Origin of the sequence: Pseudomonas sp. SORGH_AS_0211 (assembly GCF_031453455.1) — a bacterium.
Lineage (GTDB): Bacteria > Pseudomonadota > Gammaproteobacteria > Pseudomonadales > Pseudomonadaceae > Chryseomonas > Chryseomonas aestiva.
The window spans coordinates 2,591,289-2,617,410 of record NZ_JAVIZV010000001.1; the positions used below are offsets into that span (position 1 = coordinate 2,591,289).

Here is a 26,122-nt window from a genome sequence, read left to right on the forward strand (position 1 = left end):
GACTCCGCTTGGATGACGCGCCAGCCTAGCCTGCTCTCAAAGCCGTCGCCACTGCGGCAGCCCGATCAGCACCACCGCGCCCACGATGACCAGCATGGCCAGCGCTTCGGCCGCACCGATCCGTTCGCCGGCGAACAGGGTACCCAGCAGCACCGCCACCACCGGATTGACGTAGGCGTAGCTGGTGGCGGCCGCCGGCCGTACCCGCCCCAGCAAATAAAGATAGGCACTGAAGGCGATCAGCGAGCCGAACACCACCAGATAGCCCAGCGCCAGCCAGCCACCCAGGGCCGGCCAGTGCTGCAGGCGCTCGCCGCTCAGGTAGCTGGCGCCGAGCAGCACCACGCCCGCCACCAGCATCTCCACCGCGCTGGCCATGGCGCCACGCGGCAACGGCAGGTAGCGACTCCAGATCGAGCCGAAGGCCCAGGCCGCCGCGGCGATCAGGATCACCGCGGCCCCGAGCGGCGTGGCGCTCATGGTATCGCCCAGATTGAGCAGGGCGATCCCCACCAGACCCAGGGCGATGCCGGCCCATTCCAGCAGGGTGTTGCGCTGCCCCCAGAGCAGACCGAACAGCAGGGTGAACAGGGGGACCGTGGCGATCGACAACGCGGCGATACCGGAGGTCACGCCCCAATGCTCGGCCAGGGTCACCCCGCCGTTACCGACGCCCAGGAGCAGGATACCGATCACCGCGGCCGCGGCGGTCTCGCGCGCCGTTGGCCAGGGCGCCCCGCGCCAACGCAACCAGCCCAGCAGGAGACTCCCGGCGATAAGAAACCTCAGCCCCGCCATCAACAGCGGCGGCCAATGGGCCACGCCGATGCGAATGACCAGATAGGTGGAACCCCAGACCACATAGAGCGCGAAGAAGGCTGCCAGCAGCGGCAGCCAGCTGGGTAGGCGTGGCGGCGCGAGGCAGGGCGAGGCGGAGGTGTCCATGCGCAAGAGTCCTGAGGGGTCAGGCTGACATTGTAGGAGCGCGCATCGGGACGGCTAAGATACAGTCGAGGGAGAAAGGGCCCGACCAGCCTTTGATTCAGCCTATTTTAGGGATAGTGACCTTCGATTCGAAGGCAGGGGACCGGACATGGACCATATCGATCGTCGGCTCATCGACCTGCTGCTGGTGGACGGCCGCGCCAGCTACGCGGAGTTGGGTCGCCGGCTGGGCCTCTCCGCCCCGGCCATCGCCGAACGCATCGCCAAGCTGGAATACACCGGCATCATCACCGGCTATGGCGCCCGTATCGACCGCCGCGCCCTGGGCTACGGCACCGAATGCCTGATCTCCCTGCGCCTGCACAGCACCAGTCAGGGCCCGGTATTGAAGAAGCTGGAAGCCCTCCCCCAACTGCTCGCCTGTCACCGGGTTACGGGCGAAGACTGCCTGATGCTGCGGGTCGCCGTACGCGACATGGGCGAACTGGAAAGCCTCATCGATCAGCTGACCCGATTCGGCATGAGCCGGACCGTGGTGGTGCTGTCGACGCCCTTCGAGCGCCCGCTGCCGCTCATGCCCAGCTGAAGACGCGCATAAAAAAGCCCCGGCGCCTCGCGGCACCAGGGCTGGCGGAGTACGACCACCTAGATGAAGGAATCGTCGTCGCCACTGTCGTCGAAGAAGCCGCCACCACCGCCGGTATCGCCATAGTCGGCGGCGTCCTGGAAGCCGGCGTTATCCTGGAAACCACCGGCATCCTGGAAACCCCCGCCATTGTCGTAGCTGGCGTTGTCCGCCCAGCCTCCCTGGGAGCCGGCATCGGCCAGGCCCTGGTCGGCGGTCGGGGTCTCGTTGATGACGTTGACGATCTCCTCGGGTTGCGAGTGATGGAACAGGCCCGAGATAGCCTGGGCCGCCAGCACGCCACCGGCGACCCCGGCCGCGGTCTGCAGCGCACCGCCCATGAAGCCGCCCATGCGGGAAGGCGCGGCCTGGGGCGCGCCATAGCCGGGTGCGGGCTGGGCATAGCCGGGATTAGGCTGGGCATACCCCGGATTGGCGGGACGCGGCGCTGCCGGACCCGGGTCATTCCAGCCGCGCGACGGCGCGGCGTTGGCCGGTGCCTGACCGCCCGTTGCCTGGCTGCTGCCACCGCCGAACAGGCTGGAGAGGAAGCCACCGCTGCTTGGACGATTCTGCTGGACCTGGGCCATCTGGCTTTCCAGTTCCTTGACGCGCTGATCCAGCCGCTTGATGGCGGCCTCCTGGATCAGCATCGCCTGGGCCATGTAATAGGGAGCCGCGGGCTGCTCGCGCAGGCGCTGCTGGATCAGCGCCTCGGCTTCCCGGTCACGGGGTGCGGTCTGGGCTTCCGTGGTCTTGAGACGGTCGAACAGACCTTCGATCAGCTGGCTTTCTTCGCGTTGCATGATGACCCTCCCGCAGACGGTCTACTGGCGGCCTTCCCCTGGGAACGGCCTGGATATCGAAAGGCGCAGCAGCCTGCGCTGCTATGCCAGATAGAGGCGTTGTAGCAGCTTTTCAAGCAGGACCCGCGCTATGTTCAGCGCGGATTCAGCCAGCCCTCCCCGCCTTAGCTTCTCTCTTCTGAAGGGACAGCGGGGTGACGAGTTCCAGCGCCGCGCCGGTGACTGGACAACCGGCCTGTGCTGGGGGAGTCTGCCGCTTTGCCCGCGAGACTCGCCCATGCCGCCGCTGCTTATCCTCATCGACCAGCAACAGGGGATCCGCGCGCCCCATCTGGGCCCACGCAACCACCCGGACGCCGAGCTGCGCATGGGCGACCTGCTGGCGGCCTGGCGCCAGGCCGGAGCGCCCTTGCTGCACGTCCGGCACCTGTCGCGCAGTCCGACTTCGGTGTTCTGGCCGGGACAGCCCGGCGTGCAATTCCAGCCGGCGCTGGCGCCGCTGCCCGGCGAGACGGTATTCGACAAGCAGGTCCCCGACGCCTTCGCCAACAGCGGCCTGGAGCGCTGGCTGCACCAGCGCGGCATAGCCTCACTGCTGATCTGCGGCGTGGCTAGCGAGAACTCGGTGGAGGCCACCGCGCGCAGCGCCGGCAATCTGGATTTCACCACCTGGGTCGCCGAAGACGCCTGCTACACCTTCGCCAAGACCGACTTCTCCGGTCGGCCGCGCAGCGCCGAGGAGGTCCATGCGATGGCCATGGCCAATCTGCACGGCGAATACGCCACCGTCACCTCCAGCGCGGCCATGCTCGAACGCCTGCGGGCGAACGGGTCGCCCTGCTAGACTGCCCTCCTGAACGTCTGGAAGAGCTGCATGAACCCTGTCGATATCCTGCGCGACTCGCTGTCTTTCTTTGCCCGCAATCTGCGGCCCCTGGCCGTCCTCACCCTGCCCTGGCTGCTGCTCGAAGCCCTGCTGCGCTATCAGGTGCTGGAACGCTTCGGGGCCAGTGGCGGCCTGTGGGACATGCTGGTGAGCCTGCTCTGCTATCCGCTGTACACCGCCGCCCTGCTGATCTTTCTGGAGGCACGCACCCAGGGCAATACCCCGCGCCTGAGTGACGTCTGGGGCGCCGCCCTGCTGCTCTGGCCGCGCTTCGCCATCCTCGCGGCCTTGACCTCGGGGCTGGTGATGCTGGGCTTCTCGCTGTTGATCGTGCCGGGCTTTCTGATCATGGCCAAGCTGGCCTTCGCCGAGAATCTGCTGGTGCTGGAGGGACGGGCGCCGCTGGACGCCCTGCGTGGCAGCTTCCGGCTGAGCCGCGGGCACTTCTTCACCCTGCTGGCGTGCATCCTGGCCACGGTCCTGCCGGCCTGGCTGCTCGACGCCTGGATCACCCGGCATTTCGCCGAGGCCGCGGTAGCGGAGATCGCACTGCAGACCCTCTCGGGCTTCCTGCAGCTGATCCCCAGCATCGCCGTCTACCGCATCTACATGCTGGTCAGGCAGAACGCCTGACCTGGCCACTTACCACATCAGGTCGTCCGGCACCTGATAGGCGGCATAGGGATCGTCCGGATCCGGCTCACCGCTCTGCACGTTGAGCAGCACCACCCGCTTGGGATCGCGCTCCTGGATGCGCTCGGCGGTGGCCCGGGGCACCACCTCGTAGCGGCCTTCGTAGCGCACGATGGCCAGGCTGCCCTTGCTGAGCTTGTCTCTCATCATGACGTTGACCGACAGGCGCTTGACCTTCTTGTCGTCGACGAAGTTGTAGTAGTCCTCGGTGCTCAGCTTGGGCAGGCGGCTGGTCTCGATCAGCTGCTTGATCTGCGCCTGCTCGGCCTTGCGCCTCTTCTTGTCTTCCTGAGCGCGATTGAGCTCCTGGTCCTTGGCCAGCTTCTCCGCCTGGGCCTGCTGGACGGCCAGCTCCTGGGAGCGGTCCTTCTCCGTCTGCCCGCGATGCTCCATGCGGGTCTGCTTCTGCTTCTGCTTGACGGCCTGCTTGGCCTGCTTTTCATTGACCAATCCGGCTTTCAGCAGCTGGTCGCGTAGGGACATGCTCATCGATACGACTCGTCTAGATCATCCAAGGGGGCGCGGCTCGAAAGCGGCCGCGCGCCAGGGTGTCCATCCTGCGCAGCCGACGAAGCGAGTGCAAGCCTTTCTCTGGGGTGAAATAATGCGGTCATTACCTATCCGCCCCTGGTTCGGGCGCTGCCGATCACAATTCGCCCATGATTACCTTCGCGATCGTCCTGCTCTTCGTCGCCAGCGTGCTCTTCATCCACCTTCGCGGACGCGCTCGGCTGCCTTTCCTGCGCCAGCTGGTCAACCACTCGGCCGTGTTCGCCCCCTACAACGCCCTGATGTACCTGTTCTCCAGCGTGCCGTCCAAACCCTATCTGGATCGCAGCCGCTTTCCCGAGCTGGACGTGCTCAAGGACAACTGGCAGGAGATTCGCGTCGAAGCCCTGCGGCTGTTCGACGAGGGCTATATCCGCGCCGCGGAAAAGGACAATGACGCCGGCTTCGGTTCCTTCTTCAAGAAGGGCTGGAAGCGTTTCTACCTGACCTGGTACGGCGAGCCGCTGCCTTCCGCCCAGACGCTCTGCCCGCGGACCGTCGAACTGGTGCGGCAGATCCCCAACGTCAAGGGCGCCATGTTCGCCCTGCTGCCGGGTGGAAGCCATCTGAATCCCCATCGCGATCCCTTCGGCGGCTCGCTGCGCTACCACCTGGGTCTGGCCACGCCGAACTCGGACGCCTGTCGCATCTATGTCGATGGCCAGCCCTATGCCTGGCGCGACGGCGAAGACGTGATGTTCGACGAAACCTACGTGCACTGGGTCAAGAACGAGACCGACCAGACCCGGGTCATTCTCTTCTGCGACGTCGAGCGTCCGCTGCGCAACCGCATGCTGACCCGTGTCAATCAGGCGGTCAGCCGTTTCCTCGGCAGCGCCACGGCACCGCAGAACGTCGAAGGGGAACGCGTCGGCGGCATCAACCAGGCCTATGCCTTCAGCAAGAGATTCGGGGATCGCATCGGTGGTGGCGTGAAGAAATTCAAGCGGCGCCATCCCAAGGCCTACCGCATCGCCAAGCCGGTGCTAGCGGTACTGGTGGTGATCGCGCTCTACCACTGGATCGTCAGCTGAGGCGGCGATCCTGCGCAGCCGGCCTGATCAGCCGGAACGCTGCTGGCGCTGCCGGTGCAGCCGGGCCACCAGCTCGGCTTCGGCCTGGGACAGACCGCAGGCCTGGGTGAGATCGTCGGCGCTGGCGCCCAGTCCCACCAGGCGCGCCGCCTGGGAAAACGACAGACTGGTGGGGTCGCTCTGCTCGATCTGGGTCAACCGATCGGGCAAGGGTGCCACCACCTGGGCCAGTCCCTGCACCTGTTCGCCCATGCGCACCTGCCCGGCCTGGTAGGTTTCCAGGCGTTTGAGCAGGATCTGCATGCGCTTGTCGACCAGGGCTTCCCGCTCGGCCAGCTTGGCCGCCTGCTGCTGCTGGCGCTGCCAGAGCAACCAGCAGCAACCGCCGAGGCCGGCACAGGCCAGCCCCAGGGCAACGCTGAGCAGGATCAGCCCGACGAGCATCAGATGCTTTCCAGCTCCGACCACTCTTCTTCGGTCATCAGCTTGTCGAGCTCGACCAGGATCAGCAGCTCGCCGTTCTTGTTGCACACGCCCTGGATGAACTTGGCGGATTCGTCATTGCCGACGTTCGGTGCGGTCTCGATCTCCGACTGCCGCAGATAGACCACCTCGGCCACGCTGTCGACCAGGATGCCGACGACCTGCTTGTCAGCCTCGATGATGACGATACGGGTGTTGTCGGTGACCTCGGTGGGCAGCAGACCGAAGCGTTGACGGGTGTCGATCACCGTCACCACGTTGCCGCGCAGGTTGATGATGCCCAGCACGTAGCTCGGCGCACCCGGGACCGGAGCGATTTCGGTGTAGCGCAGGACTTCCTGGACCTGCATCACGTTGATGCCGTAGGTCTCGTTATCCAGGCGGAAGGTGACCCATTGCAGGACCGGATCTTCGGAACCCTGTGCGGACGTTTTTTTCATGTTCCCTAGCCTCGTCAAATACCGCACGTGCGGCGAAGCGGGCGAACCCGCCGGTTAGTTGCAGCGGGCAGCCCTAGCGACGGCCACCCACCACCTGTTCAGCGAGCGCCGCCACATCCAGCAGCGCACACATCTGATCGATCACCGTACCCGCCAGCCAGGGCCGGGTAGCGCGCTGATTCCGCCATTTGACCTCAGCGGGATCCAGCCGTACCGAATGGCTGACGCCATGCACGGCCAGGCCCCAGTCCAGGCCTTGCAGCGATATAACGAATTTCAGGCCTTCGCGATAGTCGTCGCGGTAGCGCTCGGGCATCACCCAGCGGGCTGCGTCGAGCACGCGCAGGTTGCCTGCCTGGCAGGGTAGCAGGCCCAGGAACCAGTCTGGCTGACCAAACAGCGGCGTCAACTCTTCGTCGGTGAGCGGGTAGATGGAGCCCAGGCACACCAGGGGCGCGGCCAGGGTCAGGCCGGCCACGTCGAACAGCAGGCATTCGAAGGGCTCTTCGCCCCACTCGGGGCGACCTTCCAGGTGCACGGCGCTGGGCGGTACGCCCGCTGCGGCGGCGGGCTGCACCGCCGGGGTACCGAGGGCAATGCCCTCCACCACCGGACGCGCCGGCTCGGCAGCGGGGGCCAGTTCGGGGACGCGCCAGTCCAGCTCGATGTCGGTTTCCGGCGGCAACGGCACCTGGGTTGCAGGCTGCAGCACCTCGGGCAGGTCGACGCCGGCACGGCGGGCGGCCAGCGGCACGACCCGGGGTTGCCACGCGGCATCCCGTTCGAGCTCCTCGCGCACCGCGGCGGCGAATTCGTCTTCGCTCACGCTGGCGATCGGCGCAGCCGGTGCCACCACGGGCGCCACGACCGGCGTGGCTTCGGCGGTCGGCAGTTCCAGGAACGCGTCCAGCAAAAGGGCATCGAGATAGCCCTGGAGGACACGCTGAGGACGATTGTCGAGAGACGTCGGTTGGCTCATGGCGATCTACGTGGGTGAGTTGTCCAGCCTATCGGCCGGCAGGGTGGAAAACTTGAATCAGGCGACCTGGCTGCTGGGCGCCCCGTCGAGCAGATGCCGCAGCAACGCCCGGTAGGCGATGACGCCGCGGCTGTTCATCTCGTAGCGCGACGGCACCTGCCCGGAACGACTGGCGTCGCGCAGCCGCGTATCGATGGGAATGAAGGCCTGCCACAGCTGCGCCGGATAGGTGCTGCGCAGGACCTTTAGCGTGCCGATGGAGGCCTGGGTACGGCGGTCGAACAGGGTCGGCACTATGGTGTAGGGCAGCGCCTGCTTGCGCGAGCGGTTGATCATGGTCAGGGTGTTGACCATGCGCTCGAGTCCCTTGAGCGCGAGGAATTCGGTCTGGGTCGGAATCACCAGATGCTGACTGGCCGCCAGGGCATTGACCATCAGCACGCCGAGCAACGGCGGACTGTCGATCAGCACATGATCGAAATCGTTCCACAGCTGTGCCAGGCTCTTGGAGATCACCAGGCCCAGGCCGCTCTGGCCGGGCGACTGACGCTCCAGGGTAGCCAGCGCGGTGCTGGACGGCAGCATCGACAGCTGCGGATGGCTGGTGGGCAGCAGCAGCCGCTTCGGCAGGCCTTCCGGAACCTGGCCACCGTGCTGGAACAGATCGAACGCGCTGTGTTCGAGGCTGTCCGGATCCTGACCGAAATAGCTCGTCAGGGAGCCGTGGGGATCGAGATCCACCAGCAGGACGCGCTTGCCTTCATCGCCGAGCAACCCGGCGAGGGCAACGGTGGTGGTGGTCTTGCCCACCCCACCCTTCTGATTGGCGACAGCCCAGACTCTCATGTGCAGACTTCCTCCCGACGACACGACCAGCCGGGTCAAGGTGCCGGCTTGGTGGCCGGCGACGAAGATTTGACGGGCGCCACCCCGGGCGCCGGTTCTCCAGGCGATGCTGCAGATTGTGTGCCAGTCGACGGATTTTGCAAGGTGCTCTGTGGCCGGAACAGGTCGAGATTGCGCGAGATCAGCAGGACCACGCGTCGATTGCGGGCGCGATTGACGTCGTTGGTGTTGTCGACCACCGGTTGATAGGCGCCATAGCCCACCACGGCCAGGCGCTGCGGCGCGATGCCGTTGCCGATCAGCAGCCGCACGATACTGGCCGCGCGGGCCGCGGACAGTTCCCAGTTGGTGGGATACAGCGCCGTGCTGATGGGGCGGTCGTCCGTGTAGCCCTGTACCTGGATCGGATTTCTGAACGGCGCCAGAATCTTGGCCACCTTCTCCATGAGACCGAAGGCGGGATTGCTCGGCAGGGAATCGCCGCTGGCGAACAGCAGGTTGGAGCTGAGTTCGATTTCCAGCCACATCTCGCTGGCCTTGATGTTCAACTGGTCGCCGGCGATGAGATCGCCGAAGGTGGCGCGCACGCTGTCGGCGATCTGCTGCAGCGGATCGCTGGGGGCGCTCCTGGCCGGCTGAGCGGCGCTGGCGTCCATCACCGTCGGTGTCACGCCCGCGGGACGCTGATCACCGAGGGGAATGGGTTTGAGCGAACGCTCCGGCTGGCTGAAGATGCCGGACAGGCTGTCCGACAGCACCTTGTACTTGCTCTCGTTCAGCGAGGAGATGGAATACATGACCACGAAGAAGGCGAACAGCAGGGTGATGAAGTCCGCGTAGGAGACCAGCCAGCGTTCGTGGTTCTCGTGCTCTTCGGGACGGCGGCGGCGACGAGGCATGCGGCGTCCTCCTAGTCCAGAAAACCTTGCAGCTTCATTTCGATGGAGCGGGGATTCTCGCCCTCGCCGATGGACATCAGGCCCTCCAGCAGCATTTCCCGGTAGCGGGACTGTTGCTGGGCCAGTGCCTTGAGCTTGTTGCCGACCGGCAGCAACAGCAGGTTGGCGAAGCCGACACCATAGATGGTGGCGACGAAGGCCACGGCGATGCCGCTGCCCAGCTGGGAGGGATCGGCGAGATTCTGCATGACGTGGATCAGGCCCATCACCGCGCCGATGATCCCGACCGTGGGTGCATAGCCACCCATGGCTTCATAGACCTTGGCGGCGGCGATGTCGCGATCTTCCTGGCCGTAGAGATCCACCTCGAGAATGCTGCGCAGGGCCTCGGGTTCGGTGCCGTCCACCAGCAGCTGCAGGCCCTTGGCGGCATAGGGATCGGCTTCGCGGGCGACCAGGGGTTCGAGACCCAGCAGGCCTTCCTTGCGCGCGACGTTGCTCCAGTTGACCACCTTGCGGATGCCGCCGACGAGGTCCAGCCGCGGCGGCACGAACACCCAGGCCAGCATCGTCAGGGCCCGGCGCAGCACCGGCAGGCGGGTCTGCAGCAGGACGGCGCCCAGGGTGCCGCCGACCACGATCAGCGCCGCCGGAGCATTGGCCAGGGCGGTGAAGGAACCGCCCTCCAGCAGGTTGCCACCCATGATGGCGGTAAACGCCAGCAGGATGCCGATGAGGCTGAGAACGTCCACGCTCAATGCCCTTCTGGCCAGTAAACGCCTGCCGTCACGAACAGGCCTCGGTCAGGTGTCTGCCGATGTCGTCCAGGCCGTAGACGGCGTCGGCCAGATTGGCCTTGGCGATGGCCATGGGCATGCCGTAGATGACGCAGCTGGCTTCATCCTGGGCCCACACCTGGCTGCCGACCTGCTTGAGCATCCGCGCGCCTTCGCGGCCGTCGGCGCCCATGCCGGTCAGGACCACTGCCAGCACCTTGTCGGCATAGGCCTTGGCCGCGGAACCAAAGGTCACGTCGACGCAGGGTTTGTAGTTGAGGCGCTCGTCGCCGGGCAGGATCTTCACCATGCCGCGACCGTCCACCATCATCTGCTTGCCGCCGGGTGCCAGCAGAGCCAGTCCCGGACGCAACTGGTCGCCGTCCTCGGCTTCCTTGACGCTGATTCGGCAGAGCTTGTCCAGGCGCTCGGCGAAGGCCTTGGTGAAGGCCGCCGGCATGTGCTGGATCAGCACCAGGGGCGCCGGGAAATTGGCTGGCAGCTGGGTAAGCACCCGTTGCAGGGCCACCGGACCACCGGTGGAGGTCCCGATGGCCACCAGGCGATAGTGCTTGCGCTTGGGCGGCGGCGAAGCCGGGGCCGCGGACGCGTGACCTGCCGCAGCGCCGCCAGGCGCGGCCGGACGCGCTGCCGGGCGGGCCGTGGCCGGTGCCGCGGAAGCACTCGCGGGCGTCGCCGGCGCGACGCTGGGAGCCACGGCGAAGCGCCGGTTGGAACGGGCGATATGGTGGATCTTCTCGCACAGCAGCTTTTGCACACTGGCCGGATTGCGCGAGATGTCCTCGAAATTCTTGGGCAGGTAGTCGACCGCGCCGGCATCCAGGGCATCCAGGGTGACCCGGGCGCCTTCATGGGTGAGCGAGGAGAACATCAGCACAGGGGTCGGGCATTTCTGCATGATGTGGCGGACCGCGGTGATGCCGTCCATCATCGGCATCTCGTAGTCCATGGTGATGACATCGGGCCGCAGCGCCAGGGCCTGGTCGACCCCTTCGCGCCCGTTGCTGGCCGTGCCCACCACCGAGATGTTGGGATCGGCCGCCAGGATTTCCTTGAGCCGACGCCGGAAGAAGCCGGAATCGTCCACCACCAGTACTTTTACCGGCATACGTTGAAACTCCTAACTGGGGCGGCGCAGGCCACCCGATGGCGCCAGGCCCAGGGCCTGACGCCGCTCGTACCTGGCCGACTCAGAGTCCGCGACGGGCGTAGCGCTTGAGCATGCTGGGCACATCGAGGATGAGCGCGATGCGCCCGTCGCCGGTGATGGTCGCTCCGGACATGCCGGGCGTTCCCTGCAACATCTTGCCGAGTGGCTTGATGACCACCTCTTCCTGGCCCACCAGCTGATCGACCACGAAGCCGATGCGCTGGGTGCCCACCGAGAGGATCACCACATGCCCTTCCCCCTGCTCCACATGGGCCGCATTGGGCACCAGCCAGCGCTTGAGGTAGAACAGCGGCAGCGCCTTGTCGCGCACCACCACCACTTCCTGGCCGTCCACCACGTTGGTGCGGGACAGGTCGAGGTGGAAGATCTCGTTGACGTTGACCAGCGGGAAGGCGAAGGCCTGGTTGCCCAGCATCACCATCAGCGTCGGCATGATCGCCAGGGTCAGGGGCACCTTGATGACGATCTTGGAGCCCTGGCCCTTGGTCGAGTAGACGTTCAGCGTGCCGTTGAGCTGGCTGATCTTGGTCTTGACCACGTCCATGCCCACGCCACGACCGGAGATGTCGGAGATCTCGGCCTTGGTGGAGAAACCCGGGGCGAAGATCAGGTTGAAGCACTCGGTCTCGGTCAGGCGATCGGCCGCGTCGCGGTCGAGCAGGCCTTTTTCCACGGCCTTGTTGCGCAGCAGATCCGCGTCCATGCCCTTGCCGTCATCGGAGATCGACAGGAGGATGTGGTCGCCTTCCTGCTCGGCGGAGAGCACTACACGCCCCGCACGGGACTTGCCGTTCTCTTCACGTTCGGCGGGCCCTTCGATGCCATGGTCGACCGCGTTGCGCACCAGGTGCACCAGCGGATCGGCCAGGGCCTCGACCAGGTTCTTGTCCAGGTCGGTTTCTTCACCGACCAGCTCCAGGTTGATCTCTTTCTTCAGGCTGCGCGCCAGATCGCGGACCAGGCGCGGGAAGCGGCCGAAGACCTTCTTGATCGGCTGCATCCGCGTCTTCATGACCGAGGTCTGCAGGTCGGCGGTGACCACGTCGAGATTGGACACGGCCTTGGCCATGGCCTCGTCGCCGCTGTTCAGGCCCAGACGCACCAGGCGGTTACGCACCAGCACCAGCTCGCCGACCATGTTCATGATCTCGTCCAGCCGTGCGGTATCGACCCGCACGGTGGTCTCCGCTTCGCTGGTGGGACGTTCGGCGGGCGCTGCCGCTGCCGGCTTGGGCACCGCGACCTCGGCAACCGGAGCTGGTTTCGGCGCGGGTGCAGGCGCGGGCTGAGGCGCAGCGACCGGTGCCGGCGCAGCAGTGGCAGGTGCGGCTACAGCGTCGGCGGCTGCCGCGGGACCACTGAATCGGCCCTTGCCGTGCAATTCGTCGAGCAGGGATTCGAATTCGTCGTCGGTGATCTCGTCACCACCACCCGCCGCCGCTGGAGCCGCTACCGCCGGGGCTGCTGCGACAGGTGCCGCGGCCTCGTTCGCGACGAACTTGCCCTTGCCGTGCAATTCGTCCAGCAGGGCCTCGAATTCGTCATCGGTGATGTCATCACCGCTGGCCGCAACGGCGGCAGGAGCTGCGGCAGCAACAGGCGCAGCGGCCGGCGCGTCATGGAACTTGCCCTTGCCGTGCAACTGATCAAGCAGGGCTTCGAATTCGTCATCGGTGATGTCGTCACCACTGGCGGCCGCAGGCGCTGCCGCACTCGGCTCGCTGCCCAGGGCATCGAGCAGATTCTGGAAATCGGCATCGCTCAATTCCGGTTCGGCAGCTGCAGCAGCAGCGACGGGCGCCGGTGCCGCGGCCACCGGAGTGGCGGCTACGGGCGCAGCCGCTACCGGCGCCGGTTCGCTGCCGGCCGGATCGGCCAGGCGAGCCAGCGCCGCCAGCAACTCGGGCGAGGCCGGGGTCGGCTCTTCGCGCTCCCGTACCTGACCAAACATCTCGTTGACGGAATCCAGTGCCTGCAGCACCACATCCATCAGTTCGGCATCCACGCGGCGTTCGCCCTTGCGCAGGATGTCGAAAACGTTTTCCGCGATATGACAGCACTCGACCAGGGTATGGAGCTGCAGGAAACCGGCACCGCCCTTTACGGTATGGAAGCCACGAAAGATGGCGTTCAGCAGATCCATGTCATCCGGACGGCTTTCCAGCTCGACCAATTGTTCCGACAACTGTTCGAGAATCTCGCCGGCCTCTACCAGGAAATCCTGGAGGATCTCTTCATCGGCGTCGAAGCTCATTCCTGCACTCCCCAAGAGGGTCTGGGTCAGAAGCCCAGACTGGATAGAAGATCGTCGACGTCGACCTGAGCGGCCACGACGTCTTCACGCTTATCGGCATGAATCTGCGGACCTTCACCCTTCATCGTCTTTTCTTTTCGATTCTGTTCGATCAGCGCGCTGTGATCGTGACTGAAGCCGGTATAGCGATCGACCTGGCTGGCCATCATCACCAGCTTGACGAGGTCTTTCTCGATCTGCCCGACGAGATTGACCACGCGCTTGATCACCTGACCAGTAAGGTCCTGGTAGTCCTGCGCTAGGAGGATGTCGTTGAGCTTGGCCGACAGTTGTTCGGCGCTGCTCTCGCTGTGGCTGAGGAAGGCATCGACGCGCTTGGCCAGCTCGCGGAATTCGTCCGCGCCCATTTCCCGGCGCATGAACTTCTTCCAGTCGGCATGCACGGCACGGGCTTCATCGCCGAAGTTGCCTACCAGGGGCGCGCTCTCCTCCACCAGATCCATGGTCCGGTTGGCGGCGTTCTCGGTCATCTTCACCACGTAGGAGAGACGATCGGTGGCATCGCTGATCTGGGAGACCTCTTCGCCGGCCATGCCGCGCGGATCGATCTCGAAGTTGACGATGGCGTTGTGCAACTCGCGGGTCAGCTTGCCGACTTCTTGGTAGAGACCGCGGTCACGCAACTGGTTGAGTTCATTGATGACATGCACCGCCTGGGTGAAGTCGCCACTTTCCAGGCATTTCACCAGCTCCTGGGCGTGCTGTTTTAGATTCGACTCGAAGTCGCTGAAGCTGTTGGTGCCAAGCTGATCCATAACGTCCCCGCGGCTTTCTTCAGCCGTTCACCCGCTCGAAGATCTTGTCGATCTTTTCTTTCAGCACCTGGGCGGTGAAAGGCTTGACCACATAGCCATTCACGCCGGCCTGAGCGGCTTCGATGATCTGCTCACGCTTGGCCTCGGCGGTCACCATCAGCACCGGCAGGGTTTTCAGGCGCGCGTCGGCGCGCACCTGGCGCAGCAGGTCGATGCCGGTCATGCCGGGCATATTCCAATCGGTGACGAGAAAATCGAAGTTGCCGCTCTGCAACATAGGCAGGGCGGTGTTGCCGTCGTCTGCTTCGGCGGTATTGGTGAATCCCAGATCGCGCAGCAAATTCTTGATGATGCGTCTCATCGTGGAAAAATCGTCCACGATGAGGATTTTCATGTTCTTGTCCAAGTCGACCTCCGTCCTAATCCGCACACACGCCGCAAGGCGCGCCTAAGCAATCGTAGTAGCCTGAGTACCAGCCGGTTAACGCGAACGCCATTCCGCCAGCCGCGCCCGCAGGCGTGCCGCGCATTGACTGTGAAGTTGGCAGACGCGTGACTCGCTCACGCCCAGCACCTCGCCGATTTCCTTGAGGTTGAGTTCCTCGTCGTAATACAGCGAGAGCACCAGACGTTCACGCTCCGGAAGATTGGCGATGGCGTCGGCCAGGGCCTTGCGGAAGCGCTCGTCCTCCAGACCGCGACCGGGTTCGAGTTCATGCGAACCGCTCTCCTCGAGCCCATGCTCACCACCCTCCATGAGGTCGTCGAAACTGAACAGGCGACTCCCCATGGTGTCGCCAAGGATGCCGTAGTACTCATCCAGACTCAATTTAAGTTCGGCCGCGACTTCGGAATCTTTAGCGTCGCGCCCCGTACGCGCTTCCACCGCGCGAATGGCGTCGGTGACCATGCGCGTGTTGCGGTGCACCGAGCGCGGCGCCCAGTCGCCCTTGCGGACCTCGTCGAGCATGGCGCCGCGGATGCGGATGCCGGCGTAGGTCTCGAAGCTGGCGCCCTTGCCGGCGTCATATTTGCGCGAGGCCTCCAGCAGACCGATCATGCCGGCCTGCATCAGGTCCTCGACCTGCACGCTGGCCGGCAGCCGCGCCAGGAGATGGTAGGCGATGCGTTTCACCAACGGCGCGTAGCGGTTGATGAGTTGCTCCTGCTGGGTACGTTCCGAGGTTTTGCTGTACATGCGAAGCCCGCTGGATGCTGTCATGCGTGGGTACCGATGGCTGGTTGCACAAGGCGCTCGACAAAGAACTCGAGATGGCCGCGCGGATTGGCGGGCAGCGGCCAGCCATCGACTTTCTGAGCTACCGCACGGAAGGCCAGCGAGGCCTTGGCACGCGGAAAGGCTTCGAACACGGGGCGCTGTTTCTGCACGGCTTTGCGCACCGCCTCGTCGAACGGAATGGCGCCCACATACTGCAGGGCGACATCCAGGAATCTGTCGGTCACCTTGGTCAGCTTAGCAAAGAGATTGCGACCTTCCTGGGGCGTCAGCGCCATGTTCGCCAGAACCCGGAAACGGGTGACGCCATGGTCGCGATTGAGCAGCTTGATCAGGGCGTAGGCATCGGTGATGGAGGTGGGCTCGTCGCACACCACCACCAGGACTTCCTGGGCGGCGCGAACGAAGCTGACCACCTGGTCGCCGATGCCGGCAGCGGTATCGACGATGAGCACGTCGAGGTTTTCGCTGATGTCGCTGAAGGCCTGGATCAGACCGGCGTGCTGGGCCGGCGTCAGATTGACCATCGCCTGGGTGCCCGAGGCCGCCGGAACGATGCGGATGCCGCCCGGGCCGTGCAGCAGCACGTCGCGCAGCTCGCACTCGCCGGAGATGACGTCGGCAAGGGTGCGCTTGGGCGACAGGCCGAGCAGAACGTCGATGTTGGCGAGGCCCAGGTCGGCGTCGAGCAGCATGACGCGCCGCCCGATATCGGCCAGGGCCAAGGCCAGGTTGACCGACACATTGGTCTTGCCGACACCGCCTTTACCGCCCGTGACCGCTATGACTTGGACGGGATGCATGCTACCCATTGCCTGATACCTTTGATTGAAATCCGTCACACTTTAGACCAAGTGCATTTGGCGTGCCCAGGCATGCGATGCACCACTACCGTTCGTCTGCGCTAACCGGCGCGGCGGGCATTGCCTTGATACAGGCCGGCGAGCATGCCGGCCATGGTTTCTTCGCTCGGCTCCTCGGGCGCCTGCAGGCTCACGGCGCGGCTCACCAGCTGGTGGCTGCGGGCCGGATGCAGGTCGTCCGGGATGCGCGGGCCGTCGGCGATGTAGGCCACCGGCAGGCGCTGGCTGATGGCCAGGCCCAGGGCTTCGCCGAGGCTGGCGGCTTCGTCCAGCTTGGTCAGCACGCAGCCGCTCAGGCCGCAGCGCCGGTAGCTGTGGTAGGCCGCCTTGAGCACCTGGCTCTGGCTGGTGACACCCAGTACCAGGTAGTTGCGAATCTTCAGCTGGCGGTTGGCCAGGGCTTCGAGCTGCACCTTGAGCGCCGGATCATTGGCGGGCATGCCCGCGGTGTCGATCAGTACCAGGCGCTTGCGCGCCAGGGGTGCCAGCGCCTGGGCCAGGGATTGGCCCGGATCGACCAGGGTGACCGGCACGTCGAGGATGCGGCCGAGGGTCTTGATCTGCTCCTGGGCACCGATGCGGAAGCTGTCCATGCTCACCAGCGCCAGACTCTGGGGGCCGTACTTGAGCACGTAGTTGGCGGCGAGCTTGGCCAGGGTGGTGGTCTTGCCCATGCCGGCCGGACCGACGAAGGCGACGACACCGCCCTCCTCCAGGATCTTGGCGTCGGTGGTCTTGGCCAGCTGGGCGAAATTGGCCAGCAGCATGCGCCAGGCATGCCGCGGATCCTGGATCTTGGCCACGCTGTCGAGCAGGTGGCGGGCCAGATCGGCGGGCAGGCCCATGCGCTGCAGACGGCGCCAGAGGCCGGCCTGTTGCGGACGGGTGGACTGCACCTGGGTCCAGGCCATGGAGCCGAGCTGGACTTCCAGCAGTTCACGCAGGCCACTGAGTTCGCTGCGCATGGCTTCCAGGGCGCGGCGGTCTTCCGGCGCGGCACTGGCGGCAGGCGCCGCGGCGGCGGGCTGAGGGGCACGCGGCGAGGCGATCACCGGCTCGCGACGGCTGTCGGCGGCGCTGATGGCGCCCAGCAGCTGCTTGTCCTTCGGCGCGGCCGAGGGCACGCCCGGTGCACGGATACTAAGGTCGGCATGGGCCTGGGCGATCTTCGCATGGGTCTTGCGCAACTCCGCCTGCAGCTCCGCGTTGGGCGCAGCCGGTGCCGGAGCCTGGTAGTCCAGCGCCGCGGTCAGCTCGACCCCGCCGGCGACCCGGCGGTTGCTGAGGATGGCGGCATCCGGGCCCAGCTCGTCGCGTACCAGCTTCATGGCTTGACGCATATCGGCAGCGAAGAAACGTTTGACTTGCATGATCTAGACCTCAGCCATTCTGGCCAACGGTAGCGACGATGGTGACCTGCTTGTTGTCCGGAATTTCCTGGTAGGCCAGAACACTCATGTTCGGTGCCGCCATCCGCGCGAAGCGGGACATCATCCCGCGGATCGCACCGGCTACCAGCAGCACCACTGGCTTACCCATCATTTCCTGACGCTGCGCTGCCTCGATAAGGGAACGCTGCAGTTTTTCAGCCATGCCAGGCTCGAGGAACATGCCGTCCTCGGCGCCTTGACCGGCCTTCTGCATACTACTTAGCAACATCTGTTCCAACCTTGGTTCAAGGGTGATAACAGGCAGCTCAGGCTCCATTCCCACGATGTTCTGGACGATCGCGCGGGACAGGGCGACCCGTACGGCACCGGCGATGGCGGCGGGATCTTGACTCCGCGGACCGACGTTGGCGATGGCTTCGGCGATGGTACGGATGTCGCGGACCGGCACCTGCTCCTGCAGCAGCTGCTGGAGGATCTTGAGCAGGGTCGAGAGGGAGACGATGCCGGGCACCAGTTCTTCGGCCAGCTTGGGCGAACTCTTGGCCAGCACCTGCAGCAATTGCTGGACTTCCTCGTGACCGATCAGCTCGTGGGCGTGCTTGAAGAGCACCTGGTTGAGGTGCGTGGCGACCACGGTGCTGGCATCGACCACGGTGTAGCCGAGGGATTGGGCCTGGTCGCGCTGGGTGACGTCGATCCAGACGGCCTCCAGACCGAATGCCGGATCCTTGGCGGCGACGCCGTTGAGGGAGCCGTAGACCTGACCGGGGTTGATGGCCAGTTCGCGATCCGGATAGATCTCGGCCTCGGCCACGCTGACGCCCATCAAAGTCAGACGATAGGCGTTGGGCAGCAGGTCCAGGTTGTCGCGGATGTGCACCGACGGCATGAGGAAGCCGAGGTCCTGGGACAGCTTCTTGCGCACGCCCTTGATCCGCGCCAGCAACTGGCCACCCTGGTTGCGATCGACCATGGGGATCAGCCGGTAGCCGACTTCCAGACCGACCATGTCCACCGGGGTCACGTCATCCCAGCCCAGCTCCTTGGCCTCGGCCGGACGCTGCACGGGCGCCAGGTCCTGCTGCTTCTTGGCTTCCACTTCGGCGGTTTGCTTGGCCTGGCGCTGGCGCTTGTAGATCAGCCAGGCACCGGCGGCGGCACCACCGCCCAGGCCGAGGAACGGCAGGTGCGGCATGCCCGGGACCAGGCCCATGGCGATGATGATGAAGGCCGAGACCGCCAGCGCCTTGGGCGAGGCGAACATCTGACGATTGACCTGCTGGCCCATGTCCTCGGCCGAGGACACCCGGGTCACCATGATGGCCGCGGCGACCGACAGCAGCAGCGAGGGGACCTGGGCGACCAGGCCGTCACCGATGGTCAGCAGGGCGTAGATGCGCGCCGCTTCGCCGAACGGCAGACCGTGCTGGGCCATGCCGATGGCCATGCCGCCGATGAGGTTGATGAAGAGGATCAGCAGACCGGCGACGGCGTCGCCGCGGACGAATTTGCTGGCACCGTCCATGGAACCGTAGAAGTCGGCTTCCTGGCCCACTTCGGTCCGACGCTTCTTGGCTTCGACCTGGTCGATGATGCCGGCATTGAGGTCGGCGTCGATGGCCATCTGCTTGCCGGGCATGGCATCCAGGGTGAAACGCGCCGACACCTCGGAGATACGGCCGGCACCCTTGGTCACCACCACGAAGTTGATGATCATGAGGATGGCGAACACCACCGCACCGACCACGTAGTTGCCGCCGACCACCACCTCGCCGAAGGCCTGGATGACCTTGCCCGCGGCATCGTGGCCGTCCTGGCCGTGCAGCAGCACGACGCGGCTCGAGGCCACGTTCAGCGCCAGGCGCAGCAGGGTCGACACCAGCAGGATGGTCGGGAAGACCGCGAAGTCCAGCGGCCGCAGGGCGTAGACGCTGACCAGCAGGACCACGATCGACAGGGCGATGTTGAAGGTGAACAGCACGTCCAGCAGGAACGGCGGCATCGGCAGGGTCATCATGGCGAGCATCGCCAGGACGGCCAGCGGCACGCCCAGGTTGCCGCGAGCCAGACCGCGCATGTTGCCCATCATCATGGATTTGTCGACTTTCACACCCATTCCTCGCTTGCCGGTGCCGTCGTCACGGAAAGTTGACGCAGCGCACTGTTCGCAGGGGCTTGAGCAAGCTCCGGGCCAACTGCTCAAGACCTTGAATCAGCGAGGTTTTCCCTGGGGTGATACAGGACTGGTTACGGATCGCCGGATCCGTCGGCTGAACCGTGGGCGGAGGCCACGAGTCTGTCTAGGGACCCGCGCTAGCGCGCCTATCCGAGGAACATCATCATGAAAATCTGGACCGCGACGCTGTTGGCTACCTGCCTGGTCGGAACCGCCCAGGCGGCCGAATCCCTGACGATCCCGCTGAACAAGGTCACGACCGACGGTGTGGGCGAGAGCGTCGGCAGCGTGCAGGTGACCCGTTCCAAGTACGGCCTGGTCTTCACGCCCGACCTCAAGGGCCTGGAGCCCGGCATCCATGGCTTCCATGTCCATACCAAGCCCAACTGCGGCGCGGCCGAGGTGAATGGCACCCTGACCGCGGGTGGTGCCGCGGGCGGCCATCTGGATCCGCGCAACACCGGCAAGCACAGCGCGCCCTGGTCGGACGACGGCCACCTGGGCGAATTGCCGGCGCTCTATGTGACCGCCGACGGCCAGGCCACCCAGCCGGTGCTGGCGCCGCGCCTCAAGCGGCTCGAAGAACTCAAGGGTCATGCGCTGATGGTGCATGCCGGTGGCGACAACTATGCCGACCAGCCCAAGCCGCTGGGCGGTGGCGGCGCGCGCGTCGCCTGCGGCGTCATCAAGTAGGCGCCTTCCCCTCCTCATCCCGCCGCAGATCCGGCGGGATGGGCAGATCGGACAGCTTGGGCTTGCGCCCGCGTCCGGCGCGGAACTGCCTGAGCTGATAGACATAGGCCAGGACCTGGGCCACGGCGACGTAGAGCCCGGCCGGAATCTCCTGGTCCACTTCGGTGGAGAAATACACCGCCCGCGCCAGCCCCGGCGACTCCAGCAGCGAGACCTGATGCTCCTGGGCGATCTCGCGGATCTTCAACGCGGTGAAATCGCTGCCCTTGGCCACCAGCACCGGCGCCCCACCCTTGGCCGCATCGTACTTGAGCGCCACGGCGAAGTGGGTCGGGTTGGTGATGACCACATCGGCGTTGGGCACCTCGGCCATCATCCGCCGCTGCGCCATCTGCCGCTGCATCTGGCGAATCTTGCCCTTGACCTCGGGCTTGCCCTCGCTGTCCTTGTACTCGTCCTTGATCTCCTGCTTGGTCATCATCAGCTTCTTGCGATTGCTGAGGATCTGGAAGGGCACGTCCACCGCGGCGATGATCAGCAGCCCCATGGCCAGCAGCAGGGTGGCATGCCCCACCACCTGCATGCTGTGCAGCAGCGCCTGCTCGGTCGGCAGCTTGGCGATCTGCAGCAGCGCCGTGCGTTCGCTCATCAGCACCATCACCGAGACGCCCAGGATGATGAAGAACTTGCCCAGCGCCTTGAGCAGCTCCACCAGGGAATGCTTGGAAAACATCCGGGCGATGCCGGACATGGGATTCATCCGGCTCGGCTTGGGCGCCAGCACCTTGCCGGAGAACAGGAAGCCACCCAGGGCGATATGACCAATGATGGCGGCGATCACCACCAGGGCGATCATCGGCAGCATGCCTATCATCGCCGCCTTGCCCGAGGCCAGCAGGAAGGTGCCCATGAAGCGCTCGTCCATGACCTCCTCCCGCCGCAGGGAGAAGTTGCTGCGCATCACCTCCAGCAGCTTGCCGCCCAGAAAGGCGCCATACATCAGCAGGCCGCCGACTCCCGAGAGCATGACCGCCACCGTGCCAAGTTCGCGTGATCGCGGGAGCTGACCCTCCTCCCGGGAATCACGCTTGCGTTTCTCCGTGGGGTCTTCTGTGCGGTCTTCGCCATCGGATTCAGCCATGTGGCGTATCTCCTAGCGTTCTCGGGCCAGTTCGCGCAGCCATTGCAGCGCCTCGGTGGCGAGACTTTCATAGTGGGAGAGGATGTCGGCGGTGCCGAGCCAGACGATGACCATGCCCAGCACCACGATCAGCGGCATGCCGACGGAAAAGATGTTCAGCTGCGGTGCTGCGCGGGTCATGATGCCGAAGGCGATGTTGACCACCAGCAGCGCGGTGATGGCTGGCAGCACCAGCAGGATGCCGGCGCCCAATACCCAGCCCAGCCGCCCGGCGACCTGCCAGAAGTGCTCGACGCTCAGGGTATCCCCCACCGGCAGGGTGACGAAGCTTTCGGCGAGGATCTCGAACACCACCAGGTGGCCGTTCATGGCCAGGAACAGCAGCGTCACCAGCATGGTGAAGAACTGGCCCATCACCGGCGCCGAGGCGCCGTTGACCGGGTCGATCATGGACGCGAAGCTCAGGCCCGCCTGGGTCGAGATGATCTGCCCCGCCACCACGAAGACATGGAAGAACAGCTGCAGGCTGAAGCCCATCACCGCGCCGATGAGGATCTGCTCGACGATCAGCGGCAAAGCCTGGGCGCTGATGGCATCCACCTGCGGCATCGGCGGCAGGGTCGGCACCAGCACCAGACTCAAGGCCAGGGCCAGGTACATCCGCACCCGCACCGGGACCAGCGTGGTGCCGATGATCGGCATGGTCATCAGCAGCGCGGCGATGCGAAACAGCGGAAACAGGAAGCTGCCGACCCAGCCGCCGATCTGGGCGTCGCTGAGGGCGAGCATGGGCTAGCCGATCAGCCGCGGGATGTTGGCGACCGAGGTCTGGATGAACTCCATCAGCTGCCGGACCATCCAGGGACCCAGCACGATCAGCGTCAGCAGGGTGACGATCAGCCGCGGCAGAAAGCTCAGCGTCTGCTCGTTGATCTGGGTCGCCGCCTGGAAGACCGCCACGATCAGGCCGACGATCAGACTCGGCACCACCAGCACCGTTACCAGCAAGGCGGTGAGCCAGAGGCCCTGGCGGAACAGATCGACGGCGACTTCAGGGGTCATTTCGCTTCTCCACGCAAAGGGGGCACCGCTAGACGGTGCCGAAGCTGCTGGCCAGGGTACCCATGATCAGCGCCCAGCCATCCACCAGGACGAACAGCATCAGCTTGAACGGCAGGGAGATGATCATCGGCGACAGCATCATCATGCCCATGGCCATCAGCACGCTGGCGATCACCAGGTCGATGACCAGGAAGGGAATGAAGATCATGAAGCCGATCTGGAAGGCGGTCTTGAGTTCGGAGGTGACGAAGGCCGGCACCAGGATCGACAAGGGAGCCTGATCGGCACTGGGAATGTCGGTGCGCTTGGACAGCCGCATGAACAGGTCGAGGTCCGATTGCCGGGTCTGCCCCAGCATGAAGTCCTTCATCGGCACCTGGGCACGGGAGATGGCGTCCTGGGCACTGAGTTGTTCGTTCAGGTAGGGCTGCACGGCGGTGGTGTTGATGCGGTCGAACACCGGCGCCATGATGAACAGCGAGAGAAACAGCGCCATGCCCACCAGCACCTGGTTGGACGGCGTGGTCTGCAGACCCAGCGCCTGGCGCAGGATGGCGAAGACGATGACGATGCGGGTGAAGCTGGTCATCAACATGACGAACGCTGGAATGAAGCTCAGCGCCGTCATGATCAGCAGGATCTGCAGGCTGACCGAATACTCCTGCTGCCCCTGGCCGTTGGTACTCAGGGTAATGGCCGGAATCGACAGCGGATTGGCCTGCCCGGCCTGCTGCGCCAGCGCCAGGGGCGCGAACAGCAGCACGGCCAGGCCCAGTAGCCAGCCCAGGGTGCGCCCCAGACCGGCCGGTAGACGCGCAGGGATCATGGTTTCGCCTTGGGGTCGCGGCTGATGAGTTCCAGCAGGCGCTGGGCGAATTCCGGCGCCGGCGCCTCGGTCTCGCCGAGTCGCACCGGCTCGCGCAGGCTGTGCAGCGGCGTGATCCGTCCGCCAGCGACGCCGATCAGCAGCTGCTCCTGGCCGACCTGCACCAGCACCAGCCGCTCGCGCGGGCCCAGGTGCTGGGTGGAGATCACCTTGATCACCTGCTGGCCGCGCGGCCCTTGCTGCTGCACCCGACGCACCAGCCAGGCCAGACCGAGGATCAGCGCGATGACCAGCAGCAGGCCGAGTAGCAGCTGGCCGACCTGCGCCCCCACATCCAGCCCCGGCGAGGTGGCTTCGGCGGCACGCGCGGTCAGGGGCAGGAGACCCAGCGGCAGGAGCAGACTCTTCATGGATCACCGCAGCTTCTTGATACGTTCCGTGGGGCTGATGACGTCGGTCAGGCGGATCCCGAACTTCTCGTTCACCACCACCACTTCACCGTGGGCGATCAGCGTACCATTCACCAGCACGTCCAGCGGCTCGCCGGCCAGACGGTCGAGCTCGATGACCGAGCCCTGGTTGAGTTGCAGCAGGTTGCGAATGGAGATGTCGGTGTGGCCGACCTCCATGGAGATGGTCACCGGGATGTCCAGGATCACATCCAGGTTGGGCCCTTCCATGCCAGTCACTGCCAAACCCCCACTGCTCTGACCAAATTCTTCCACCGGCGCCTTGGGCGGCTTGGGGGCTTCGACCTGGGTACCCTGGGCCATCAGGGCGTCGATGTCGTCCTGGCTGGCGTCACCGGCTTCGGCCAGGGCCGCGGCCCACTCGTCCGCCAGGGCTTGTTCTTCGGGGTTGTCTGCCATCGTCTGGGTCTCGTGCTACGCCGGGCCTCGGCCCGGACGGAAAAATCGGTTGTCGCTCAGCGGCCGCGGCTGACCGGTTCGAGAATCTGCAGGGCCAGGTTGCCCTTGCGTGCGCCCATCTTGACCTTGAAGGTGGGCATTCCGTTGGCTCGCATGAGCATCTCCTCCGGCATTTCCACCGGAATCACGTCGCCGGGCTGCATGTTGAGGATATCGCGGAGTTTGAGTTGGCGCCGGACAACCGTCGCCTCCAGCGGCACGCGCACATCGAGCAGGTCCTCGCGCAGGGCCTTGACCCAGCGTTCGTCCTGGTCGTCCACGTCCGACTGGAAACCGGCGTCGAGCATCTCGCGGATCGGCTCGATCATCGAATAGGGCATGGTCACGTGCAGTTCGCCGCCACCGCCATCCAGTTCGATGTTGAAGGTACTCACCACCACCACTTCGCTGGGGCTGACGATGTTGGCCAGCGCCGGGTTGACCTCGGAGTTCATGTATTCGAACTGGCAGTCGAGCATGGCGCCCCAGGCTTCCTTGAGGTCGACGAAGCACTGGTCGAGCACCATGCGCACCACGCGCAGTTCGGTTGGCGTGAATTCACGGCCCTCGATCTTGGCGTGGCGGCCGTCACCGCCAAAGAAGTTGTCCACCAGCTTGAATACCAGCCGGGCATCGAGGATGAACAGCGCGGTACCGCGCAGCGGCTTCATCTTGACCATGTTGAGGCTGGTGGGGACGTACAGCGAATGGATGTATTCACCGAACTTGGTGACCTGCACCCCGCCCACGGAGACGTCGGCCGAACGCCGCAACAGGTTGAACATGCTGACCCGGGTATAGCGGGCGAAGCGTTCGTTGATCATCTCCAGCGTCGGCATGCGTCCGCGGACGATGCGATCCTGGCTGGTGAGGTCATAGCCCTTGATGGTGCCCGGCTCGGCATCGGTCTCGGTCTCGACGATGCCATCGTCGACCCCGTGCAGCAGGGCGTCGATTTCATCCTGAGAGAGCAGATCTTGCACGGCCATGGCGTTACCTATTGCAGGACGAGATTGGTGAACAATACCTGTTCGATGGCAGTCTGGCCGGTCAGTTTCTTCGCCAGCTCCTGAACCTTGCTGGTGGCCTGCTGACGCAGCATCTCCTTGCCCACCGGGGTCAGGAGGCTGTTGAAGTCCTGGCCGGAAAACAGCATCACCAGCTGGTTGCGGACCTGCGGCAATTGCGCCTTGAGCGCATCCATCTGCGCCTGGTCGCGCCCCATCAGGGTCACCGTGACCTGCATGTAGCGCTGGCGACCGTCGGCGTTGTAGTTAACCACGAAGGCCGGCACCAGCGCCTGGTAGACCGCCGCCAGGTGCACGGGTGCCGCCGGGGCGGCCGGCGCGGCGTGCTCGGGCTCGGCGCTCTTCTTGCCGAGCAGGAACCAGGTCGCGCCCACCGAGGCGCCAATGACCAGCAGCAGGGCCACGACGATGATGATGATGAGTTTGAGCTTGCCCTTGCCCTTGCCTTCCGCGGCTGCACCCTCTGCCGCAGGGGCCTGCTTCTTCGCCATAAGTGCTCGACCGAATCCTGTGCTGCGCGTCACCCCTGTTGGGTGACGCAGCTAACCTATTGATACGAAGGGGATATAGCAGGT

General features: G+C 65.3%; 30 protein-coding genes. 5 read left to right on the forward strand and 25 right to left on the reverse strand.

Going from position 1 to position 26,122, the window contains the following annotated elements; all coding sequences use genetic code 11:
• Positions 1-36 precede the first annotated feature (36 nt).
• Complete coding sequence (gene yedA, locus QE393_RS12005; RefSeq protein WP_310043693.1) at positions 37-945, reverse strand: drug/metabolite exporter YedA; 909 nt, start codon at positions 943-945, stop codon at positions 37-39.
• Positions 946-1,093: 148 nt separating this feature from the next.
• Here yedA and QE393_RS12010 point away from each other — a divergent pair, with 148 nt between their 5' ends.
• The gene (locus QE393_RS12010; protein WP_310043695.1) at positions 1,094-1,531 is read left to right on the forward strand and encodes an Lrp/AsnC family transcriptional regulator; all 438 of its coding nucleotides are present in this window, start codon (positions 1,094-1,096) and stop codon (positions 1,529-1,531) included.
• A gap of 59 nt (positions 1,532-1,590) precedes the next feature.
• Here the strand turns inward: QE393_RS12010 and QE393_RS12015 are convergent, their stop codons facing one another.
• Positions 1,591-2,376: a DUF2076 domain-containing protein gene (locus QE393_RS12015; protein ID WP_310043697.1), complete on the reverse strand. Its 786-nt coding sequence runs from the start codon at positions 2,374-2,376 to the stop codon at positions 1,591-1,593.
• 277 nt (positions 2,377-2,653) lie between these two features.
• Between QE393_RS12015 and QE393_RS12020 the strand changes: the two genes are divergently transcribed.
• Both QE393_RS12020 and QE393_RS12025 read left to right on the forward strand, forming a co-directional pair.
• Positions 2,654-3,220, forward strand: a complete 567-nt coding sequence (locus QE393_RS12020) for a cysteine hydrolase family protein (RefSeq protein ID WP_310043699.1) — start codon at positions 2,654-2,656, stop codon at positions 3,218-3,220.
• A gap of 30 nt (positions 3,221-3,250) precedes the next feature.
• Positions 3,251-3,895: a YciC family protein gene (locus tag QE393_RS12025; protein ID WP_310043701.1), complete on the forward strand. Its 645-nt coding sequence runs from the start codon at positions 3,251-3,253 to the stop codon at positions 3,893-3,895.
• Between the two features lie 9 nt (positions 3,896-3,904).
• Here the strand turns inward: QE393_RS12025 and QE393_RS12030 are convergent, their stop codons facing one another.
• The gene (locus tag QE393_RS12030; protein WP_310043704.1) at positions 3,905-4,444 is read right to left on the reverse strand and encodes a DUF2058 domain-containing protein; all 540 of its coding nucleotides are present in this window, start codon (positions 4,442-4,444) and stop codon (positions 3,905-3,907) included.
• Positions 4,445-4,614: 170 nt separating this feature from the next.
• Between QE393_RS12030 and QE393_RS12035 the strand changes: the two genes are divergently transcribed.
• Positions 4,615-5,538 carry an aspartyl/asparaginyl beta-hydroxylase domain-containing protein gene (locus QE393_RS12035; protein WP_310043706.1) on the forward strand — a complete coding sequence of 308 codons (924 nt, stop codon included), beginning with the start codon at positions 4,615-4,617 and terminating at the stop codon, positions 5,536-5,538.
• 27 nt (positions 5,539-5,565) lie between these two features.
• Here QE393_RS12035 and QE393_RS12040 read toward each other — a convergent pair whose 3' ends face one another.
• From QE393_RS12040 to flhA, 14 genes are all read right to left on the reverse strand, one after another.
• On the reverse strand, positions 5,566-5,982 hold the full coding sequence (locus QE393_RS12040) for a DUF2802 domain-containing protein (RefSeq protein WP_133862377.1): 417 nt from the start codon (positions 5,980-5,982) through the stop codon (positions 5,566-5,568).
• Complete coding sequence (locus QE393_RS12045) at positions 5,982-6,461, reverse strand: chemotaxis protein CheW (RefSeq protein ID WP_007160357.1); 480 nt, start codon at positions 6,459-6,461, stop codon at positions 5,982-5,984. Before QE393_RS12045 ends, QE393_RS12040 begins: the two co-directional genes overlap by 1 nt.
• Positions 6,462-6,534: 73 nt before the next feature.
• Positions 6,535-7,440, reverse strand: coding sequence for a chemotaxis protein CheW (locus tag QE393_RS12050; RefSeq protein WP_310043710.1), 906 nt, complete (start codon positions 7,438-7,440; stop codon positions 6,535-6,537).
• A gap of 57 nt (positions 7,441-7,497) precedes the next feature.
• Complete coding sequence (locus QE393_RS12055) at positions 7,498-8,286, reverse strand: ParA family protein (protein ID WP_133862379.1); 789 nt, start codon at positions 8,284-8,286, stop codon at positions 7,498-7,500.
• 35 nt (positions 8,287-8,321) lie between these two features.
• Positions 8,322-9,185: a flagellar motor protein MotD gene (motD, locus tag QE393_RS12060; protein ID WP_310043712.1), complete on the reverse strand. Its 864-nt coding sequence runs from the start codon at positions 9,183-9,185 to the stop codon at positions 8,322-8,324.
• Between the two features lie 11 nt (positions 9,186-9,196).
• The gene (locus QE393_RS12065; protein ID WP_133862381.1) at positions 9,197-9,937 is read right to left on the reverse strand and encodes a flagellar motor protein; all 741 of its coding nucleotides are present in this window, start codon (positions 9,935-9,937) and stop codon (positions 9,197-9,199) included.
• 34 nt (positions 9,938-9,971) lie between these two features.
• Positions 9,972-11,090 carry a chemotaxis response regulator protein-glutamate methylesterase gene (locus tag QE393_RS12070; RefSeq protein ID WP_273807618.1) on the reverse strand — a complete coding sequence of 373 codons (1,119 nt, stop codon included), beginning with the start codon at positions 11,088-11,090 and terminating at the stop codon, positions 9,972-9,974.
• Positions 11,091-11,172: 82 nt separating this feature from the next.
• Entirely contained in the window at positions 11,173-13,407 is a 2,235-nt protein-coding gene (locus QE393_RS12075) for a chemotaxis protein CheA (RefSeq protein WP_273807620.1), read from the reverse strand.
• Positions 13,408-13,433: 26 nt separating this feature from the next.
• Positions 13,434-14,222, reverse strand: coding sequence for a protein phosphatase CheZ (locus QE393_RS12080; protein ID WP_133862384.1), 789 nt, complete (start codon positions 14,220-14,222; stop codon positions 13,434-13,436).
• A 19-nt stretch (positions 14,223-14,241) separates the two neighbouring features.
• Positions 14,242-14,616 (reverse strand): chemotaxis response regulator CheY, encoded by a 375-nt coding sequence (locus QE393_RS12085; protein ID WP_169853335.1) that lies wholly within the window; start codon positions 14,614-14,616, stop codon positions 14,242-14,244.
• 87 nt (positions 14,617-14,703) lie between these two features.
• Entirely contained in the window at positions 14,704-15,444 is a 741-nt protein-coding gene (gene fliA, locus QE393_RS12090; RefSeq protein ID WP_027597968.1) for an RNA polymerase sigma factor FliA, read from the reverse strand.
• The gene (fleN, locus tag QE393_RS12095; RefSeq protein ID WP_017642087.1) at positions 15,441-16,271 is read right to left on the reverse strand and encodes a flagellar synthesis regulator FleN; all 831 of its coding nucleotides are present in this window, start codon (positions 16,269-16,271) and stop codon (positions 15,441-15,443) included. The genes fliA and fleN overlap by 4 nt, the downstream gene beginning before the upstream one ends.
• A gap of 92 nt (positions 16,272-16,363) precedes the next feature.
• Positions 16,364-17,692 (reverse strand): flagellar biosynthesis protein FlhF, encoded by a 1,329-nt coding sequence (gene flhF, locus QE393_RS12100; protein ID WP_310043715.1) that lies wholly within the window; start codon positions 17,690-17,692, stop codon positions 16,364-16,366.
• A 10-nt stretch (positions 17,693-17,702) separates the two neighbouring features.
• Positions 17,703-19,805, reverse strand: a complete 2,103-nt coding sequence (flhA, locus tag QE393_RS12105) for a flagellar biosynthesis protein FlhA (protein ID WP_252977320.1) — start codon at positions 19,803-19,805, stop codon at positions 17,703-17,705.
• 249 nt (positions 19,806-20,054) lie between these two features.
• Here flhA and sodC point away from each other — a divergent pair, with 249 nt between their 5' ends.
• Entirely contained in the window at positions 20,055-20,582 is a 528-nt protein-coding gene (gene sodC / locus QE393_RS12110; RefSeq protein ID WP_007160370.1) for a superoxide dismutase family protein, read from the forward strand.
• Here the strand turns inward: sodC and flhB are convergent.
• Genes flhB through fliL form a run of 8 tightly spaced genes read right to left on the reverse strand, consistent with a single transcriptional unit; the run spans position 20,575 to position 26,038 of the window.
• Complete coding sequence (flhB, locus tag QE393_RS12115; RefSeq protein ID WP_273807623.1) at positions 20,575-21,723, reverse strand: flagellar biosynthesis protein FlhB; 1,149 nt, start codon at positions 21,721-21,723, stop codon at positions 20,575-20,577. The genes sodC and flhB overlap by 8 nt on opposite strands.
• A gap of 12 nt (positions 21,724-21,735) precedes the next feature.
• Positions 21,736-22,512: a flagellar biosynthetic protein FliR gene (fliR, locus tag QE393_RS12120; protein WP_273807624.1), complete on the reverse strand. Its 777-nt coding sequence runs from the start codon at positions 22,510-22,512 to the stop codon at positions 21,736-21,738.
• 3 nt (positions 22,513-22,515) lie between these two features.
• A complete protein-coding gene (gene fliQ, locus QE393_RS12125) occupies positions 22,516-22,785 on the reverse strand; it encodes a flagellar biosynthesis protein FliQ (protein ID WP_093254840.1) in 270 nt (89 codons plus the stop codon).
• Positions 22,786-22,813: 28 nt separating this feature from the next.
• On the reverse strand, positions 22,814-23,611 hold the full coding sequence (fliP, locus tag QE393_RS12130) for a flagellar type III secretion system pore protein FliP (protein ID WP_310043717.1): 798 nt from the start codon (positions 23,609-23,611) through the stop codon (positions 22,814-22,816).
• Positions 23,608-24,021: a flagellar biosynthetic protein FliO gene (fliO, locus tag QE393_RS12135; protein ID WP_133862392.1), complete on the reverse strand. Its 414-nt coding sequence runs from the start codon at positions 24,019-24,021 to the stop codon at positions 23,608-23,610. Before fliO ends, fliP begins: the two co-directional genes overlap by 4 nt.
• A gap of 3 nt (positions 24,022-24,024) precedes the next feature.
• Entirely contained in the window at positions 24,025-24,480 is a 456-nt protein-coding gene (gene fliN / locus QE393_RS12140; protein WP_133862393.1) for a flagellar motor switch protein FliN, read from the reverse strand.
• Positions 24,481-24,536: 56 nt separating this feature from the next.
• Positions 24,537-25,508, reverse strand: a complete 972-nt coding sequence (gene fliM, locus QE393_RS12145) for a flagellar motor switch protein FliM (RefSeq protein WP_017642077.1) — start codon at positions 25,506-25,508, stop codon at positions 24,537-24,539.
• Positions 25,509-25,516: 8 nt separating this feature from the next.
• Positions 25,517-26,038: a flagellar basal body-associated protein FliL gene (gene fliL / locus QE393_RS12150; RefSeq protein ID WP_027597975.1), complete on the reverse strand. Its 522-nt coding sequence runs from the start codon at positions 26,036-26,038 to the stop codon at positions 25,517-25,519.
• Between the last annotated feature and the right edge of the window lie 84 nt (positions 26,039-26,122).